The sequence below is a fragment of the Salinisphaera orenii subsp. orenii MK-B5 genome (genome assembly GCF_003788635.1).
GTDB classification, from domain to species: Bacteria; Pseudomonadota; Gammaproteobacteria; order Nevskiales; family Salinisphaeraceae; genus Salinisphaera; species Salinisphaera orenii.
On the sequence record NZ_AYKH01000023.1, the window covers coordinates 1 to 16,971 of the forward strand.

General features: G+C 68.3%; 17 protein-coding genes. 12 read left to right on the plus strand and 5 right to left on the minus strand.

Going from position 1 to position 16,971, the window contains the following annotated elements; all coding sequences use genetic code 11:
- The first annotated feature begins 21 nt into the window (after positions 1 to 21).
- The 9 genes from pstC (at position 22) to SAOR_RS10640 (ending at position 10,232) form a co-directional block, all read left to right on the plus strand.
- The gene (gene pstC, locus SAOR_RS10600) at positions 22 to 1,251 is read left to right on the plus strand and encodes a phosphate ABC transporter permease subunit PstC (protein ID WP_123631403.1); all 1,230 of its coding nucleotides are present in this window, start codon (positions 22 to 24) and stop codon (positions 1,249 to 1,251) included.
- 12 nt (positions 1,252 to 1,263) lie between these two features.
- A complete protein-coding gene (gene pstA, locus SAOR_RS10605; RefSeq protein WP_123631404.1) occupies positions 1,264 to 2,433 on the plus strand; it encodes a phosphate ABC transporter permease PstA in 1,170 nt (389 codons plus the stop codon).
- Positions 2,434 to 2,520: 87 nt separating this feature from the next.
- Positions 2,521 to 3,318, plus strand: a complete 798-nt coding sequence (gene pstB, locus SAOR_RS10610; protein ID WP_123631556.1) for a phosphate ABC transporter ATP-binding protein PstB — start codon at positions 2,521 to 2,523, stop codon at positions 3,316 to 3,318.
- 25 nt (positions 3,319 to 3,343) lie between these two features.
- Positions 3,344 to 4,093 (plus strand): phosphate signaling complex protein PhoU, encoded by a 750-nt coding sequence (phoU, locus tag SAOR_RS10615; protein ID WP_123631405.1) that lies wholly within the window; start codon positions 3,344 to 3,346, stop codon positions 4,091 to 4,093.
- A 61-nt stretch (positions 4,094 to 4,154) separates the two neighbouring features.
- Positions 4,155 to 6,536 carry a penicillin-binding protein 1B gene (gene mrcB, locus SAOR_RS10620; RefSeq protein ID WP_123631406.1) on the plus strand — a complete coding sequence of 794 codons (2,382 nt, stop codon included), beginning with the start codon at positions 4,155 to 4,157 and terminating at the stop codon, positions 6,534 to 6,536.
- On the plus strand, positions 6,533 to 7,102 hold the full coding sequence (locus SAOR_RS10625; protein ID WP_123631407.1) for a hypothetical protein: 570 nt from the start codon (positions 6,533 to 6,535) through the stop codon (positions 7,100 to 7,102). The genes mrcB and SAOR_RS10625 overlap by 4 nt, the downstream gene beginning before the upstream one ends.
- Positions 7,099 to 9,006, plus strand: coding sequence for a DNA repair helicase YoaA (gene yoaA, locus SAOR_RS10630; RefSeq protein ID WP_123592447.1), 1,908 nt, complete (start codon positions 7,099 to 7,101; stop codon positions 9,004 to 9,006). The genes SAOR_RS10625 and yoaA overlap by 4 nt, the downstream gene beginning before the upstream one ends.
- Positions 9,003 to 9,698, plus strand: a complete 696-nt coding sequence (tsaB, locus tag SAOR_RS10635) for a tRNA (adenosine(37)-N6)-threonylcarbamoyltransferase complex dimerization subunit type 1 TsaB (protein WP_123631408.1) — start codon at positions 9,003 to 9,005, stop codon at positions 9,696 to 9,698. Before yoaA ends, tsaB begins: the two co-directional genes overlap by 4 nt.
- Before the next feature lie 9 nt (positions 9,699 to 9,707).
- Positions 9,708 to 10,232, plus strand: coding sequence for a gamma carbonic anhydrase family protein (locus SAOR_RS10640; protein ID WP_123631409.1), 525 nt, complete (start codon positions 9,708 to 9,710; stop codon positions 10,230 to 10,232).
- Here SAOR_RS10640 and SAOR_RS10645 read toward each other — a convergent pair.
- Positions 10,205 to 10,978 carry a class I SAM-dependent methyltransferase gene (locus tag SAOR_RS10645; RefSeq protein ID WP_123631410.1) on the minus strand — a complete coding sequence of 258 codons (774 nt, stop codon included), beginning with the start codon at positions 10,976 to 10,978 and terminating at the stop codon, positions 10,205 to 10,207. The genes SAOR_RS10640 and SAOR_RS10645 overlap by 28 nt on opposite strands.
- A 358-nt stretch (positions 10,979 to 11,336) precedes the next feature.
- Between SAOR_RS10645 and SAOR_RS10650 the strand changes: the two genes are divergently transcribed.
- Positions 11,337 to 12,293 (plus strand): transaldolase family protein, encoded by a 957-nt coding sequence (locus tag SAOR_RS10650; RefSeq protein WP_123631411.1) that lies wholly within the window; start codon positions 11,337 to 11,339, stop codon positions 12,291 to 12,293.
- Between the two features lie 21 nt (positions 12,294 to 12,314).
- Here the strand turns inward: SAOR_RS10650 and SAOR_RS10655 are convergent, their stop codons facing one another.
- Positions 12,315 to 12,575 carry a hypothetical protein gene (locus SAOR_RS10655; RefSeq protein ID WP_123631412.1) on the minus strand — a complete coding sequence of 87 codons (261 nt, stop codon included), beginning with the start codon at positions 12,573 to 12,575 and terminating at the stop codon, positions 12,315 to 12,317.
- Between the two features lie 155 nt (positions 12,576 to 12,730).
- Here SAOR_RS10655 and SAOR_RS10660 point away from each other — a divergent pair, with 155 nt between their 5' ends.
- Positions 12,731 to 13,069, plus strand: coding sequence for a type 1 pili tip component (locus SAOR_RS10660; RefSeq protein WP_123631413.1), 339 nt, complete (start codon positions 12,731 to 12,733; stop codon positions 13,067 to 13,069).
- The gene (locus SAOR_RS10665; RefSeq protein ID WP_123631414.1) at positions 13,062 to 13,724 is read left to right on the plus strand and encodes a CoA pyrophosphatase; all 663 of its coding nucleotides are present in this window, start codon (positions 13,062 to 13,064) and stop codon (positions 13,722 to 13,724) included. Before SAOR_RS10660 ends, SAOR_RS10665 begins: the two co-directional genes overlap by 8 nt.
- 65 nt (positions 13,725 to 13,789) lie before the next feature.
- Here SAOR_RS10665 and SAOR_RS10670 read toward each other — a convergent pair whose 3' ends face one another.
- The 3 genes from SAOR_RS10670 to SAOR_RS10680 all read right to left on the minus strand — a co-directional run bounded on the left by SAOR_RS10670 (position 13,790) and on the right by SAOR_RS10680 (position 16,947).
- On the minus strand, positions 13,790 to 14,629 hold the full coding sequence (locus tag SAOR_RS10670) for a slipin family protein (RefSeq protein ID WP_123631415.1): 840 nt from the start codon (positions 14,627 to 14,629) through the stop codon (positions 13,790 to 13,792).
- Positions 14,626 to 16,119, minus strand: a complete 1,494-nt coding sequence (locus SAOR_RS10675) for an NfeD family protein (RefSeq protein WP_245965444.1) — start codon at positions 16,117 to 16,119, stop codon at positions 14,626 to 14,628. The genes SAOR_RS10670 and SAOR_RS10675 overlap by 4 nt, the downstream gene beginning before the upstream one ends.
- A gap of 63 nt (positions 16,120 to 16,182) precedes the next feature.
- Positions 16,183 to 16,947 carry a ParA family protein gene (locus SAOR_RS10680; RefSeq protein ID WP_123631416.1) on the minus strand — a complete coding sequence of 255 codons (765 nt, stop codon included), beginning with the start codon at positions 16,945 to 16,947 and terminating at the stop codon, positions 16,183 to 16,185.
- Between the last annotated feature and the right edge of the window lie 24 nt (positions 16,948 to 16,971).

A 16,971-nucleotide genomic window follows, 5' to 3' on the forward strand; every position in this document is an offset into this window, starting at 1 on the left:
TCCGCAGTCTAGGGACGCGCTTTGGATACCAGCCAGATCATGCTCGTTTTCTTCGGCGGACTGCTGCCACTGGCGGTCGTCGCCTACGCAATGGGTCGCCGCAAGGCGCTCATCGCCGATGCGCACGGCGACCGGCTGCATTCGCTGCCGGGCCAGTACGGGGTCTATGTCGCCACCTGGATGGCGCTGCCCGCGATCGCGATCGGAGCGGTCGCTGCGGGTGCGGCGTTGCTCGGCGTACAGGTCCCCTCCGCTCCGTTCGTGCTCATCTTCGCGTTGGTCGGAGCCGCGGTCGGCGCGGCGATGGCGCTCAAACGGGTGGAGCCCGGCCTGCGGGCGCGCAACGCGATCGAGAAATTCGTCTACTGGACGCTGTTCACCGCCTCGCTGGTCTCGATACTGACCACGCTCGGCATCATCCTGTCGATCGTCTTCGAGGCGCTAAAGTTCTTCAATCAGGTCAGTGTCTGGCATTTCATCACCGGCACCAACTGGAGCCCCATCGCCCAGTTCCGGCCGGGCCAGCAGACCGCCGAATCCCAGTTCGGTTCGGTGCCGCTGTTCGCCGGCACCTTCATGATCAGTGCGATCGCCATGCTCGTGGCGATCCCCATCGGCGTGCTCTCGGCCGTCTACATGTCGGAGTACGCGCCGTACCGTGTGCGCACCATCGCCAAGCCGCTGCTCGAGATCCTCGCCGGCATTCCGACGGTCGTCTACGGTTTCTTCGCCGCCATCACGGTCAGCCCGCTGGTGGTCGACGTGGCCGCCCTGTTCGGGCTGGACGCGTCCTATACCAATGCCCTGGCGCCGGGGCTGGTCATGGGCATCATGATCATCCCCTTCATCTCATCGCTGTCGGACGACGTCATCAACTCGATTCCGAACAGCCTGCGCGAGGGCGCCTATGCGCTCGGTTCGACCCGCTCGGAGACGATCAAGAAAATCGTGCTGCCGGCGGCCTTCCCCGGCATCATGGCCGCGTCGCTGCTCGGCGTCTCGCGGGCGCTGGGCGAGACCATGATCGTGGTCATGGCCGCCGGCCTGCGCCCGAACCTGACCTGGAACCCGCTGGAGGACATGACCACGGTGACCGTGCGCATCGTGGACGGTCTGACCGGCGACCAGGCCTTCGACAGCCCCGAGACCCTGGCGGCGTTCGCGCTCGGCCTGGTGCTGTTCGTGGTCACGCTCACGCTGAATCTGGTTTCGATCATCGTGATCCGCAAGTTCCGTCAGTCCTACGAATAACGCGAGCCGCTCATGACCGACCGCATTTCGCTAACGCCCTCGCGGCACCTGAAGAAGCGCTATCGCGCGGAGAAGCGATTCAAGGCCTATTGCGTGGGCGCGCTGGTGCTCGCGATGGCCTTTTTGGTGCTGTTCTTCACCGACATGATCCGGCAGGGCTATTCGGCGTTCTACGAAACACAGATCCGCGCCGAGGTGACTTACAACGAGGATACGTTGGAGTTCACCATGGACTCGGTCAGCGAGGAGGTCTTCCCGCTGGTCTCCCGGGCGTTCTTCCGCAGCATCCCGCGCCAGGTCGAGAACAACCCGGAGCTGATGGGCACGACGCAGACGCAGTGGCTGACCGCCAAAGCCGACGTCGATCAGTATCGCAAGGGTCACAGCGAGAGCCTCGATCCGGAGATGAAGGCCCCGCTCGAGCAGCTTCAGGCCGATGGCGATGTGGGCTACGGCTTCAACAAGGGGCTGTTCTTTTCGGGTGATTCCAAGATCCCGTCGAACGCCGGGCTATGGTCCGCGTTCGTGGGTACCTTCTATCTGATGCTCGTGGTGCTGGCGATCAGCTTCCCGATCGGCGTGGCCACGGCCATCTATCTGGAGGAGTTCGCCCCCGACAACCGCTTCACCCAGGCGGTCGAGATCAACATCAACAATCTCGCGGCCGTGCCGTCGATTCTGTTCGGTCTGCTCGGCCTGGCGATCTTCATCAACTTCTTCGGCGTGCCGCGATCGTCGGCGCTCGCCGGCGGCCTGACGCTGTCGCTGATGACGCTGCCGGTGATCATCATCAGCACCCGCGCCGCCCTCAAGGCGGTGCCGGATAACATCCGCCAGGGCGCGCAGGCGGTGGGGGCCTCGCGCTGGCAGACGGTGCGCGATCACGTCTTGCCGCTGGCGCTGCCGGGCATTCTCACCGGCACCATCATCGGCATCGCGCAGGCGATCGGCGAGACCGCGCCGCTGCTGCTGATCGGCATGATCGCCTACATCCCCGACGCACCGGGGAGCCTGACCGATGCCGCCACGGTGCTGCCGGCGCAGATCTTCACCTGGGCGGGCATGCCGGAGCGTTCGTACGTGAGCCTGACCGCGGCCGGTATTCTCGTGCTGCTGTCGCTGCTGATCGTGCTCAACGCCACCGCCGTCATTCTGCGCAACCGCTTCGAGCGGCGCTGGTAGGCCGCATGATCGATTCACCCCCGCTTTGTCTTAAGACACCGGAGATTTAGGATGCGCACTCGAGACTTGACTGGCGATACCGCGGAAATGGTGCGGACGCCGACAACGGAGCGGCCCCCGGTGAGACAGGCCACGAAAATGCAGGTGAACGACCTCGCGGTCTGGTACGGCGAGACGCAGGCACTGCACGGTGTCTCCATGGATGTGCTGGAGAACGAGGTCACGGCGCTGATCGGCCCCTCGGGCTGCGGCAAGTCGACGTTCCTGCGCTGTCTCAATCGCATGAACGACCTGATCCAGGGCGTGCGCATCGAGGGCGAGGTCACCTTCGACGGCGACAACATCTACGCCCCGCACGTGGATGTGGTGGAACTTCGTGCGCATATCGGCATGGTCTTCCAGAAACCGAACCCGTTTCCGAAGAGCATCTACGAGAACATCGCCTACGCGCCGAAGATCCTCGGCCAGGTGCGCAAGCGCACCGACATGGATGAGCTGGTGGAGCATTCGCTCAAGCGCGCGGGCCTCTGGGACGAGGTCAAGGACCGGCTGGAGATGCCCGGCCTGTCGTTGTCCGGCGGTCAGCAGCAGCGCCTGTGTATCGCGCGCGCGATCGCCGTCAGCCCGTCGGTCCTGTTGATGGACGAGCCGTGTTCGGCGCTCGACCCGGTGGCCACCGCGACCGTGGAACAGCTGATCGACGAGCTCAAGGACAACTACACGATCGTGATCGTGACCCACAATCTGCAACAGGCCGCGCGCGTGGCCGGCTACACGGCATTCTTCCACCTCGGCGACATCGTCGAGTTCTCCGATACCGACTCGCTGTTCACGCACCCGCGGGAGAAGAAGACCGAGGACTACATCACAGGCCGCTACGGTTGAGAGCGGGCCACAGGAGCGCACGACGATGGAAAAGGTAGGCCTGGAGAAGCACACATCGAAGCAGTTCGATGCGGACCTGGAGGACGTGCGCGAGCTGGTTCTGTCCATGGGTGGCCTGGTGGAGCAGCAGATCGCGGATGCGGTCCGTGCGCTGGTCGACGGCGACGGCGGCCTCGGCGAGGACGTCGTGCGCGGCGACACCGAGGTCAACCGCATGGAGATCGAGATCGACGAGGAATGCACCCGCATCCTCGCGCGGCGCGCGCCCCAGGCCGGCGACCTGCGGCTGGTCATCGCCATCGCCAAGACCATCACCGACCTCGAGCGCATCGGCGACGAGGCCGAGAAGATCGGGCGCATGGCCACGCATCTGGCCAGCTACGAGCGGCCCAAGAGCGCTTTTCGCCAGATCGAGACGCTCGGCCGTCACGTGCGCGAGATGGTGCGCGACGTACTCGATGCCTTCGCGCGCCTGGACTCGGAGAGCGCGGTCCACGTGGCCCGCAACGACGAGGAGGTCGATCGCGAGTACGAGGGCATCGTGCGCCAGTGCATCACCTACATGATGGAGGATCCGCGCACGATCCGGCACATGCTGGACGTGCTCTGGGCGGTCAAGGCGCTCGAGCGCATCGGCGATCATTCGACTAACATCGGCGAATACGTGGTCTATTTCGTCGAAGGCAAGGATGTGCGCCATATCGGCCTGGAGGCCATGGAAAAAGAGATCGCGAAGAGCATGCGGCCGCGCGGTGATGCGTCGGCGTCCGACTGATCGCACCGGCTGACGCAGCCTTTGCTACTATTTGCGCCCTCGTTTGGCGCGGATAGCTGAATTGGCCGCAAGAAAGCGCACCCCCGGCCGTCGGTCCTCCGAAAAGAAGCCTGCCAAGCGGCGCGGTCTTCTGCGCCGTCTGCTGCCTTACGTCTTTCTGCTGTGCTGCGTCGGCGCGGCCGTGCTCGCGCTGTACACCGTCCAGCTCGACACCGCGGTGCGGGCCCAGTTCGAGGGCACGCGCTGGACGTTGCCCGCCAAGGTCTACGCGAGCCCGCTAGAGCTCTACGCGGGGCAGGATCTGTCCCGCGACGCGCTCGTGGCTCGTCTGCAGCGGCAGGGCTATCGCGCCAGCGGCGGTATCCCGGAGCCGGGCACCTACAGCGCCGGTGGCGGGCATCTGGACATCCATACTCGTGCCTTCACCTTCTGGGACGGTGAGCAGGCCGCGCGCGAGATCCGCCTGAATTTCAACGGTTCCGGCGTGGCCGGGCTGTCCGCGCTCGACGATGACGGCAGCCTGGCGCTGCTCCGGCTCGACCCGCTGCTGCTCGGCAGCATCTATCCGACCCAGGGCGAGGATCGCATCCTGGTCGAGCTGGGCGAGGTACCGCCGATGCTGCCGGCCGGCCTGATCACGGTCGAGGACCGCGACTTCATGAACCACTGGGGCGTCTCGCCCAAGTCGATCCTGCGTGCGGCCTGGGCGAACCTGCGCGCGGGTCGGGTCGTGCAGGGTGGCTCGACCATCACCCAGCAGCTGGTCAAGAACTTCTATCTCGACAACCAGCAGACGTTCGTGCGCAAGGCCAAGGAAGCGCTGATGGCGATTTTGCTGGATGCGCATTATTCCAAGCCCGAGATCCTCGAGGCCTATCTCAACGAGGTCTATCTGGGCCAGGACGGGGGCCGTGCCATCCACGGTTTCGGGCTCGCCAGCTATTTCTATTTCCAGAAGCCGATTCAGGAGCTCCAGCCGCAGGAGATCGCGCTGCTGGTGGCCATGGTGAAGGGGCCGAGCTACTACGACCCGCGTCGCCATCCCGAGCGCGCCCGGAGCCGGCGCGATCTGGTACTCGACATGTTCCACGACGCGGGTTTTCTCGAGGATGACGCCTGGCGGGCCGCCAAGGCGGCCGATCTCGGCGTGGCCGCGCGCAGCGTGCGCAGCACCACGCAGTATCCTGCGTTCATCGACCTGGTGCGGCGTCAGCTCCACGGCCAGTATGCCGACGAGGATCTGACCGAGGAGGGCTTGCGCATCTTCACCACGCTCGACCCGGCCATCCAGTCGACGACCGAGGCTCGGGTGGCCGATGGCCTCGATCGGGTCGAGGCCGCGCGGGGTATCGAGAGCGACAGCCTGCAGGCCGCGGCCGTGGTGACCAGCGTGGAAGGTGGCCGCGTGCTCGCGCTGGTGGGCGGTCGCGACGGCGGTATGGCCGGCTTCAACCGGGCGCTGGATGCCAAGCGACAGATCGGCTCGCTGATGAAGCCGGTGGTCTATCTCACCGCGCTGTCGCAGCCGAGCGAGTACAGCCTCGTCACGCCGCTGGACGACAGTCCGCTGGCGGTCGAGCTGCCCAACGGCGATACCTGGCGCCCCGACAACTACTCGCGCCGCAGTCACGGCGACAGCGTCCCGCTGCACTACGCGCTCACCCACAGCTACAACCTGTCCACGTCGCGGCTGGCGCTGGAACTCGGGATCCCGAACGTCATCGATACGCTCGGCAAGCTCGGATACACGGGTGATCCGCTGGCCGTGCCATCCCTGGCGCTTGGGGCCGTGAACATGGCGCCGTTCGAGGTCGCCCAGATTTACAATACGCTCGCCGCCGGCGGCTACTACACGCCCCTGCTGTCCATCCGGGCCGTGACCACCAGCGAGGGCGAGCCGCTGAACCGTTATCCGCTGCGGATCGAGCGGGCGGTCGACGAGGCACCGGTCTATCTCACCGATTGGATTCTCCAGCGCGTGGCGCGTTACGGCACGGGTGCCGGGGCCTACGACGTTCTCCCGAACGACCTGCAGGTGGCCGGCAAGACGGGAACGACGAACAACCTGCGCGACAGCTGGTTCGCCGGCTTCTCGGCCAACCGCCTGGCCGTGGTCTGGGTCGGTCGCGACGACAATCGCTCGGCCGAGCTCACCGGCGCTACGGGGGCGCTGCCGCTGTGGTCGCGGATCATGGCCGACCTCGAGCCGCGCGGCATCATCGAGACGCCGCCGGAAGACGTGGTCACCGTGCCGTTGCGCCTGAATTTCGATCCGAGCGGCAGTCGCGGCGCGCGCGGCTGCGGCGATACCGTGGCGGTGCCGTTCATCCGCGGTTACGTTCCCGACGGGCTTTCCGACTGTGATAGCGATATCATGCAGGACAACGCCGAACGCCGGCGCAACGAAGAAGAAGGCAACTGGCTGCAACGACTGTTCCGATGATCATCTTCAAGCGAATCGCCATACTCCTGGCGCTGCTGGCACTGGCCGGCTGCGCGAATCTGCAACGGACCGATTTTCCGCCGCCGGAGGGGCCGGCCGGGCCGGCACCGCCCGAGCCGCCGAACAAGCCGGACCGCGAACCGGAACCGGATCGCCAGCCGCCGAGTCCGCCCCAGCAGCCGCCGGCCGAGATGCCGCCGCGCAGCGCCCAGGAGGCCAGCAGCCCGGCCGTGCTTTCGCTGCTCGGCCGGGCGGAGACGCTGGCCCGGGGCGGCCACATGGAGATGGCGGCCGCCACGCTCGAGCGGGCGCTGGACCTGGAGCCGCGCAACCCATTCATCTACCAGCGTCTGGCCAGCGTGCGTCTGGCTCAGGATCAGGCCGGCCAGGCCGAGGCGATGGCGCGCAAGTCCAACAGCGTCGCCGGTAACAATCCGTTCGTGCGCGCCGACAACTGGCGCCTGATCGCCGAGGCCCGCCAGAGCACGGGCGATGGCGGCGGCGCGCGCGACGCACGCGCACGCGCCGACGAGTACCGCAGCGCCAGTCAGCAGTTGGGTCGATGACGGCGGCGGCCGGCGCCGCCCTGTTCGAGGACGACGCGAGCCTGCGCGAGAGCCTGCCGGGCTACGCCGCGCGTGCCGGGCAGGCCGAAATGGCCGCCGCGGTCGGCCAGGCGATCGACGAGGGCGGCCGGCTCGTGGTCGAGGCCGGCACCGGCACCGGCAAGACGCTGGCGTATCTGCTGCCGGCGCTGGCCTCGCGTCGCAAGGTGATCGTGTCCACCGCCACGCGCTACCTCCAGAGCCAGCTCGACGAGAAGGACGTGCCGCTGGCCGAGACGGTGCTGGGCCGGCGGGTGCGCTCCACGGTGCTCAAGGGCCGCGCGAACTATCTGTGCCTGCATCGTCTGAACCTGACCGAAGCCAGCGGCGACCTCTATCTGGCCCCCAAATTGCGGGCGGTGCGCGACTGGGCAGCGCGCACGAAGACCGGTGATCTGGGCGAGTTCGGCGACATCGGCGACGGCGACGCGCTCTGGCCGCGCATCACCTCGACCACCGACAACTGCCTGGGCCAAGAGTGCCCGCTCTACGATCAGTGCTGGGTCGTCGCGGCGCGCCGCGAAGCCCAGGCCGCGGATCTGGTCATCGTCAACCACTACCTGCTGTTCGCCGACCTGACGCTGCGTGAAAGCGGTTTCGGGGAAGTGCTGCCCGGCGCGGACGCCGTGGTTCTGGACGAGGCGCACAAGCTGCCCGACATCGCCGGGCGTTTCTTCGGGCAGGCGCTGTCCGGGCGCCAGCTGGCCGATCTGGTGCGCGACGGCGTTGCGGAGCTGGACACGCTCGGCGGCGACATGCCCTCGGCCCGGCAGGCGCTGGGCGACGTCGGCGACGCCGAGAGCGCGTTCGCGGCCGCGTTGGGCACGGACAGCGGCAGCCGCAGCTGGGAGGCGCTCGACACGCCGGCGATCCGCGAGGCCGTGGCCGCGTTGCAGACCGCGCTCGATACGCTGAAGGGGCTGCTCGAGCCGGCCGCCGACCGCAGTGATCGCCTCAAGGCACTGACGCGTCGCTGTGCGGATCTGGCCGCCCGTCTGACCGCCGTGAGCGCGCCCGAGACCGGGCAGGTCAGCTGGCTGGAGAAACGCGGCCGCGGCTGGATCTGGCACAGCACGCCGCTGGACGTGGCCACGCCGTTCGCACGCGCGATCGAGGCGTATCCGGGCGCCTGGGTGTTCACCTCGGCGACGCTGGCCGTCAACAACGACCTCGACTATTTCTGCCACCGGCTGGGTCTCGGCGAGATCGAGCGTCGTGTCCTGCCCAGTCCCTTCGACTACGAGAACAATGCGCTGCTCTACGCGCCGCCGCGGATGCCGGCGCCGGGCACCCCGGACTTCGACGCCGCTGCGATCGAGGAGATCCGCGCACTGGTCGCCGCAGCCGAGGGCGGGGCGTTCGTGCTCTGTACCAGCTACCGGGCGGTGGCCCACTACGGTGAGGCGCTCACGCGGGCCGGGTTCGAGCCGCTGATCCAGGGCAGTGCGCCGCGCGCGGCGCTGCTCGAGGATTTTCGCGCCGATGCCGGTGCCGTGCTGGTCGCGACCAGCAGCTTCTGGGAGGGCGTGGACGTGCGCGGCCACGCCCTGCGCCTGGTGATCATCGACCGCCTGCCGTTCGCCTCGCCCGCCGACCCGGTGCTGGCCGCACGCTTCACGGCGATGAAGGAGGCCGGCGAGAACCCGTTCATGGACTACCAGCTGCCGCAGGCGGTGATCGCGCTCAAGCAGGGCGTGGGCCGGCTGATCCGCGACGCCGACGACCGCGGCGTGCTGGCGATCTGCGATCCGCGCCTGTTCACTGCCCGCTACGGGCCGATCGTGCGCAAGAGCCTGCCGCCGATGCCGGTCACCCGCGATCGCAATGCGGCCTGCGCCTTTCTGGACGCCCTGAGTCCGGCATGAAGCTGCTGGCCCTCGATGCCTCGACCCAGGCGCTCTCGGTCGCGCTGTTCGACAGTAACGCGCCCGCAGACGTGCGCGAGCACTTCGAAGTCGCGCCGCAGGCCCACGCCCGGCGGCTGCTGCCGGCGGCCGAGCGTCTGCTCGCCGAGGCCGGCTGGCCGCTGGCCGCGCTCGACGGCCTGGCCTTCGGTCGCGGGCCCGGCGCCTTCACCGGGCTGCGGATCGCCGCCGGTCTGATCCAGGGCCTGGCGGCCGGACTCGACCGACCGGTGGTGCCGATCTCCACGCTCGCGGCGCTCGCCGCGCAGGCCTTTGCGGGCGATAGCGCCGACGCGGTGCGTGTGGTCCAGGACGCCCGCATGGGCGAGGTCTACGTCGGCGATTTCAGCCGCGGCGAATCCGTGCCGTCGGCCGTCGGTGACGAGCGCGTGATCGAACCCGCGCGTCTCGATGCGGATCCGTCCGCCATCGCGCGCGCCGGCAACGGCTGGCCGCTGGTGGCCGCGGCCCGCGGCCTGGCTGCGGATCACTACGCGGTGGTTGCGGAGGCGCCGCATGCCGCGGATATCGCGCGCCTGGCCGCGGTCGCGCTGGCTGCGGGCGACGGCGTGCCGGCGTTTCGGGCACTGCCGGTGTACGTCCGTGATGACGTCGCCCGAAAGCCGGCACGCGCGACGCATTCACAATCATAGGGAGAGGTCATGCTGTATCGACTCGACGATCGGGTGCCCGTCACGCCCGAAGCCGGCGCCTTCTTCGTCGCCGACAACGCCACCGTGCTCGGCCGTGTCCGGCTGGCGCACGAGGCCAGCGTCTGGTTCAACGCGGTCCTGCGCGGTGACAACGAGGAGATCGTCGTCGGCGAGGGCAGCAACGTGCAGGATGCCAGCGTGCTGCATACCGATCCCGGCTACCCGCTGCATATCGGCGCGGGGGTCACGGTGGGCCACCAGGCGATGCTCCACGGCTGCACGATCGGCGACAACAGCCTCGTCGGCATCAAGGCGGTGGTGCTCAACGGTGCGACCGTCGGTCGCAACTGCCTGATCGGCGCGGGTGCGCTGGTGCCGGAGGGTAAGACGATCCCCGATAACAGCATGGTCATCGGCGTACCCGGGCGCGTCAAACGCGAGCTCGAAGCCGCGGAGATCGACAGACTGCGCCAGGGGGCGGAACGTTACGTGGCAAACTTCAAGCGTTATCTGAAGTCGTTCGAGGCGCTGTAGTGATCTCGATTCGGTATGAGATAGACATCGTAACGCACGGATTTGGAACCGAATGAGAGATCCGCGGGCGCCAGTGGCTCGGCGCGGGCGTGCTGCTTGATCACGCAACGCCGCCCGGCCACGACTCGCGCCGCGGCAAGCAGGTGGGCGGCGTCGGTGTCGGCGCCGAGCAAGCGGTGGAGCCAGTCCAGCGCCTTCTGGGGCCGCGCCTTGCGCCGCGGCGCCTCGAACATGGGATCGATGTAGACGACGTCGAACGCGCCCGGATCGACGCGGGCGAGCCAGGCCGTGGCGTCGGCGTGCACGAGCGTCGGCCAGTGTGCCAGCCAGGCCGGCGGGTCGATCGCGGCACGGCGACGTGCGTCCTCGAGTAGCGCGTAGAGCAGGGGGCTGCGCTCCAGCGCGCTCACGCGACAGCCGATCGCGGCCAGCGTGGCGCTGTCGCGGCCCAGGCCGCAGGTGGCGTCGAGCACCCGCTGTCCGGGGCGGCGCTGGAGGCCGATGGCACGGGCGAGCGGCGAGCGGCGTCCGCCCGCGGCGCGTCTTTCGACCTCGCCGTCGCACAGGTCCAGCCGCAGGCCGCGGTCGCGGCGCGCGGCATCGGCGTTGCAGAGCGTGAGCCCCGCATCGCGCGACTGCAGATAGAAACCGGTGTCCGGCACGGTCTCGACCGTCGGAATGGCCAGTGTCCGTGCGCGCGCGCGATCATCGTCGGATTCGGCGAACCACACGACGGCCGCGTTCATTTGGTTCGCGTGGTGGCTGTGGTGCTGCCGACGCAGGGCCGAGCACGGTCCAGGGGCGCATGACGAGCGCACGAAGCGTGAAATACCGACCTGCCGAGATGGAGCGCGCCGACCCGCGCATCCGACGGCGTGAGCCGACTCGTGCGATCGCCGTCCGGCGCCGAGACGGTGGGCGCGTTCAGGCCCACGACGGTCGGCCGCATCGTCGCGGGCGTCAGGCGAGGCTCGCTCATGTCCGATTCAGGCGTTGACTGGGAGAATCGGCGGCATATTGAGCGACCGTACGCCGTTTGGCCAATGGCCATTGGCGGGCACAATGGCGTTGAATGCACGTTTGAACCGCAGCACAGGGCACCCCATGGCCGATACCGCAGCAACCACCGCCGCCGCCGAGACCGCACTGGATGCATTGCGCGCGCGCACCACGATCGTCGCCGACAGCGGCGACTTCGAGACCATTCACGCGTTCGAACCGACGGATGCGACCACCAATCCCAGCCTGGTGCTGCAGGCTTCGCGCGACCCGCGCTATCGCCATGTGGTGGACGAGGCGCTGGCCGGCCCGCCGGTCGCCGGCGTCACCCGGGCGGAGCGGGTGATGACGCTGTTCGGGCGCGAGCTGACGCGGGTCGTGCCGCGCTATGTCTCGACGGAGGTCGACGCCCGGCTGTCGTTCGACACGGACGCCACCGTGGCCAAGGCGCGGGCGCTAATCGCCGACTACGCGGCGCTCGGCGTGCCGGCGGATCGCATTCTCATCAAGATCGCCAGCACCTGGCCCGGCATCGAGGCCGCGCGGGTGCTCGAGGCGGAGGGCATCGCCTGCAACATGACGCTGATCTTCTCGCTGGCCCAGGCCCAGGTCTGCTTCGACGCGGGGGTGACGCTGATCTCGCCGTTCGTCGGGCGCATCACCGACTGGTACAAGAAGACCGAGGGCGTCGAGAGCTACGCTCCGGCGGACGATCCGGGCGTGGCCAGCGTGCGCGCGATCGACGCCTACGCCAGAAGCTATGGCTATCCCACACAGGTCATGGCAGCGAGCTTTCGCAACCGCGATCAAATCCTGGCGCTGGCGGGAGCCGACCTGATGACCATCTCGCCGGCACTGCTCGAAGAGCTCGCCGGGCTGGAGAGCGCGGCGGCCGACGGCCTGATCCGGCGGCCGACCGACGTGCCGCTGACGCGGCTCAATCGCGCGGGTTTCGAGTGGGCGATGGCCGCGGATGCCATGGCTGGCGAGAAACTCGCCGAGGGAATCCGGCGCTTCGCCGACGACCAGGGCGCGCTCGAGGAGGGCATCGCGGCCGTCTAGCGAAGGCGCCGGTGCGCAGGCTCAGCCGTCCAGATAGTCGAGCACGGAGCTGTAGCCGGCTTCGGTGAGCAGAACAGCGTTGACCGTGGTCTCGTAGATGCGACCGTCGCGGCGCAGCTGCTCGATCTCGCGGGCGTCCTGATCGGAACTCAGATAATAGAAGTCCCGGCCTTCGTCGAAACTGTCCTTGAGCTGCTTGAAGGCGCGGAACGCGGTGCCCTTGGTGTCGCCGCGGGCCGTGTCAATTTCCTTGAGACTCCAGGTCTTTTCGCGCTTGGCCATGGGTCGCTCGGGGTGAACGGTGGCGTCAAGCTAGCAGGCACCCCCGGGCGGGTCAACGCGCGCCGAAAAGGGCGTGAAGATGCTGTTCGTGCGCATGAAGATTGCGTAACGTAATACCGGAAATCACCGTCGATCGACACACAACGGGTGGTGTAATGAAAGTCAATGAACTCGTGGCACAGTGGCAGTCCAATGCCAGTGAGATGCGGACCGACGAGACCTACGAGATTCGTCTGCCTCTCTACGATGCGGCCAAGGTCGCCGCGCTCTGCGACCTGTTCCCCGGCCTCACGCGGGAACGGATTCTCACGGACCTGCTGGCCGCGGCGCTGGACGAGCTGACCAGCTCGTTTTCCTATCAGCCCGGCGACGAGATCGCAGCCTACGACGAGGAGGGCGACCCGATGTATGCCGATGCCGGCCTGACGCCGCGTTTTCAGGCGCTGGCCAAGGCCTATGCCGAGCAGCTCAAGCAGCAGCACGCGGATGGATGACCCCGCCATCCCCGAGCGCGAGCACGACACCGCATGGCGGTCGCGTCTGCGCCGGGCGCTGGTGGGCGTGCCCCCGGCGGTCGTAGGCGGCGACCACCCCGGCCTGACCGGCGAGCGCAGCGCGGCCCACGCGGCGGCCGTGTTGATCCCGGTGGTGGCCGCGCCCGAACCGTTCATCTGGTTCACCCAGCGCAGCGCGGCGCTGCGCCACCACCCCGGCCAGATCAGTTTCCCCGGCGGCCGGGTCGAGGCCTTCGACGCCGACGCCCGGGCCGCCGCGCTGCGCGAAGCGCAGGAAGAGATCGGACTGGCGCCGCACCACGTCGAGATTCTCGGCGAACTGCCGGAGTACCGCACCGTGACCTCGTTCGCGATCCGCCCGTACGTCGGCTGGGTCGACCCGGTGGCGGCGGCCGAAGTGGCGCCCGACGAGATGGAGGTGGCACGCCTGTTCGGCGTTCCGCTCGAATACGCGCTCGATCACCGGCATTTCCGGCGCGAGCCGATCGAGCGCGGCGGTCGGCGCTACCGCGTGTATTCCATCGACTACGACGACAACCATATCTGGGGGGCGACCGCCGGCATGCTCTACGGTCTGCTCGATCGGCTCGCGTCGCTCGAGGCCGACGACGACGGGCGCCGCGCCGGCGGCTAGAGCACGAGCCGCCCCGGTGACCGGCGGCGGCCGGGACGGGCGTGGCCCGACGTCCGGCGTCGGCGCTACCCGCCCGGCTCGCGATCGGCGTCGGTTTCGGTTCCATTCGTCGGGGTCGTGCGGTTCGCTTCGTCCGGGCCGCCGGCCGCGTTGAACGCATCACCCAGATCCATGAGCGGCCGGATCAGGTCCATCGGCAGGGGGAAGACGATGGTGGAGTTGTTCTCGCCGGCGATGTCGACCAGCGTCTGCAGGTAGCGCAGCTGCAGCGCCTGCGGTTCGCGCGCGAGCTGCTCGGCCGCGCCCCGCAGGTTCTCGGCGGCCTGCATCTCGCCCTCGGCGTTGATGACCTTGGCCCGGCGGGCGCGCTCGGCCTCGGCCTGCCGGGCGATCGCGCGGGTCATGCTCTCGTCGAGATCGACCTGTTTGATCTCGACGTTGGCGACCTTCAGGCCCCAGGCGTCGGTGTGCCGGTCGAGAATCTCCTGGATGTCGGCGTTGAGCTTGTCGCGTTCGGCGAGCATCTCGTCGAGCTCGTGCTTGCCGAGCACGCTGCGCAGCGTGGTCTGGGCGAGCTGGCTGACGGCGTCATAGAAATGCTCGACCTCCACGATCGCCTTGTCGGCCTCGATGACGCGGAAATAGACCACGGCGTTGACGCGCACCGAGACGTTGTCGCGCGAGATCACGTCCTGTGGCGGCACGTCGAGCACCACCACGCGCATGTCCACCTTGATCATCTTCTGGATGAACGGGATGACCAGGAAAAGGCCCGGCCCCTTGACGCCCGTCATGCGCCCGAGCGTGAACATCACGCCGCGCTCGTACTCGGGTAGTATCTTGATGGCCGCGAACAGGAAGATGGCGATCAGAACGAGGATCGCTGCACCGAAGTTGAGCATCATGGGTCGACTCCGTGCCGGTTCTCGACCGGCGACTGGTTTGCAAAAGTGCGGTCGGTCGCGGGTTCCACGGTAACCGTTAGTCCGTCGACCGCGGTCACGACGAGTGTCTGCTCGCGGGCGACGGGGGTGGCGCAGACGGCGAGCCAGGATTCGCCCTGGAGCCGAACGCGGCCCTCGCCGTCGAAATCCTCGAGCGCCACGCAGCGGGTGCCGATCAGGCCCTCGCGACCGGTGTGCACCCGCTGCCGGCGCGAGCGCATGAACATGACCACGATCAGCAGCAGGAGCAGCGCGCTCGCGGTGGCCAGGCCCCCGATCAGGCCGAGCGGAATCTCGTAGCCGGGCACGTCCGTGTCCATGAGCATGATTGATCCGAACACGAAAGCGGCCATGCCGCCCAGCCCCAGCATGCCGAAACTCGGCGCGAAGGCTTCCGCCACGATCAGACCGATGCCGAGCACGATCAGCGCCAACCCGGCGTAGTTGACGGGCAGGATTTGAAAGGCGAACAGCGCGCAGAGCAGACTGATGCCGCCGACCACGCCCGGCACCGTCGCACCCGGGTTGAGCGCCTCCAGAATCAGACCGTAAATGCCGATCATGAACAGCAGGTAGGCCACGGTCGGCTGGGTGATGATCGACAGGAAGCGGGTACGCCAGCCGGGCTCCCGGACCTCGATCGCGCGATCGGCGACCGCGAGGCGGCGTGTGCCGCTGCGGGTTTCGACCGATGTGCCGTCGATGGCGGCCAGCAGCGCGCGGCTGTCGGGCACGACGTGCTCCACCACGCCGGCTTCCAGCGCGGCCTGGGCGGACAGGCTCACGCCTTCGCGGACCGCGCGTTCGGCCCAGTCGGCGTTGCGGTCGCGGCGCTCGGCCAGACTGCGGATGTAAGCCACCGCATCGTTGACCACCTTGCGGCGCTTGGCGGTGGCGTTCTCGGCCGTGTCGGGCTCCCGGGTCGCCTCCTCGCCGGCGTCGTTCTGATCGGCCTCGCTGTCGCCATCACCGGTCTCGCCGTCCGGGTCGCCCTCGGGCGCGGCCGGGCTGTCGCCGCCCATGCTGACCGGCGTGGCCGCGCCTAGATTGGTGGCGGGCGCCATGGCCGCCACGTGGCTGGCATAGAGGATGTAGGTGCCGGCGCTGGCGGCCCGCGCGCCGGCGGGGCCGACGTAGGCCGCCACCGGCACCGGCGAGGCGAGAACCGCCTGCACGATCTCGCGCATGGCGCCGTCGAGCCCGCCCGGCGTATCCAGCCGCAGGATGACCAGCGGCGCCTCACTCTCGGCCGCGTCGGCCAGCGCGCCGCGGATATAGTTGCTGGTCGCCGGGCCGATGGCACCGTCGATTGCGATCTCCTGTACGGCGGTGGTCTCGTCCGTGGCCGCGTCGTCGGCGCCGTCGTTCTGTGCGAGCACGCCGCCCGCGGCGAGCAGGCCGAGAGCCAGCAGGCACAGCGCCATTCCGATGTGAGAGGCCCGCAGTCGCATGATCAGACTACGCGCGCCGGACGGCCGGCGATGCCTGCCGGTGGCGGGCGGATCCGCTGCCGGCTAGTCGAGGCGCTCATAGAGGGCGACCAGCTGCTCGGTGACCTTGTGCTTCGGCGCGTAATGGATCAGCGGAACCGAGGCGTCGTGCGACTCGCGCACCTTCACCGAAGCGGTGATACGGGTGTCGATCAGCGGATGGCCCTCGGCGCGCAGCTCCTCGAGCATGCGGGCCGGCAGCCGCGCCCGGGGCTGGAACTGATTGACGACGATGCCGTCGATGACGAGGTCGGGGTTGTGGTCGTCCTGGATCTCGTGGATGTTGTCGAACAGCGAATAGAGCGCCTGACGCGCGAAATCGTCGCAGTCGAAGGGCACGAGGCAGCGATCGGCGGCGATCAGCGCCGACTGGGAATAGAAATTCAGCGCCGGCGGGGTATCGATGAAGATCGCGTCGAAGTCCTCGAGCTGCTCCAGCGATTGCCGCAGCTTGTAGATCTTGTGCTTGGCCTCGAGCTTGACCCGCAGCGCCTCCAGATCGGGATGCGCGGCCATCACCGAGAGATTGTCGAACGGGGTGGGCGTGACGTAGTCGCCGAGACCGCCGCTGCGACGGCCGCGGGTCAGCGTGGCCTCGAAGAAGTCCGCGCTGCCGGCCTCGGCCTGGCGCCCGTCGGAGGACAGCAGGTACTGGCTGGCGTTGCACTGGGCGTCGAGATCGATCACCAGCGTGCGCCGGCCGCGGGCGGCCGCAATGGCCGCGAGATTGCACAGCAGCGTGGTCTTGCCCACGCCGCCTTTCTGATTGAACACGACCCGACGCGTCATTCCCGGCTCCTTTGGCGATCGTCG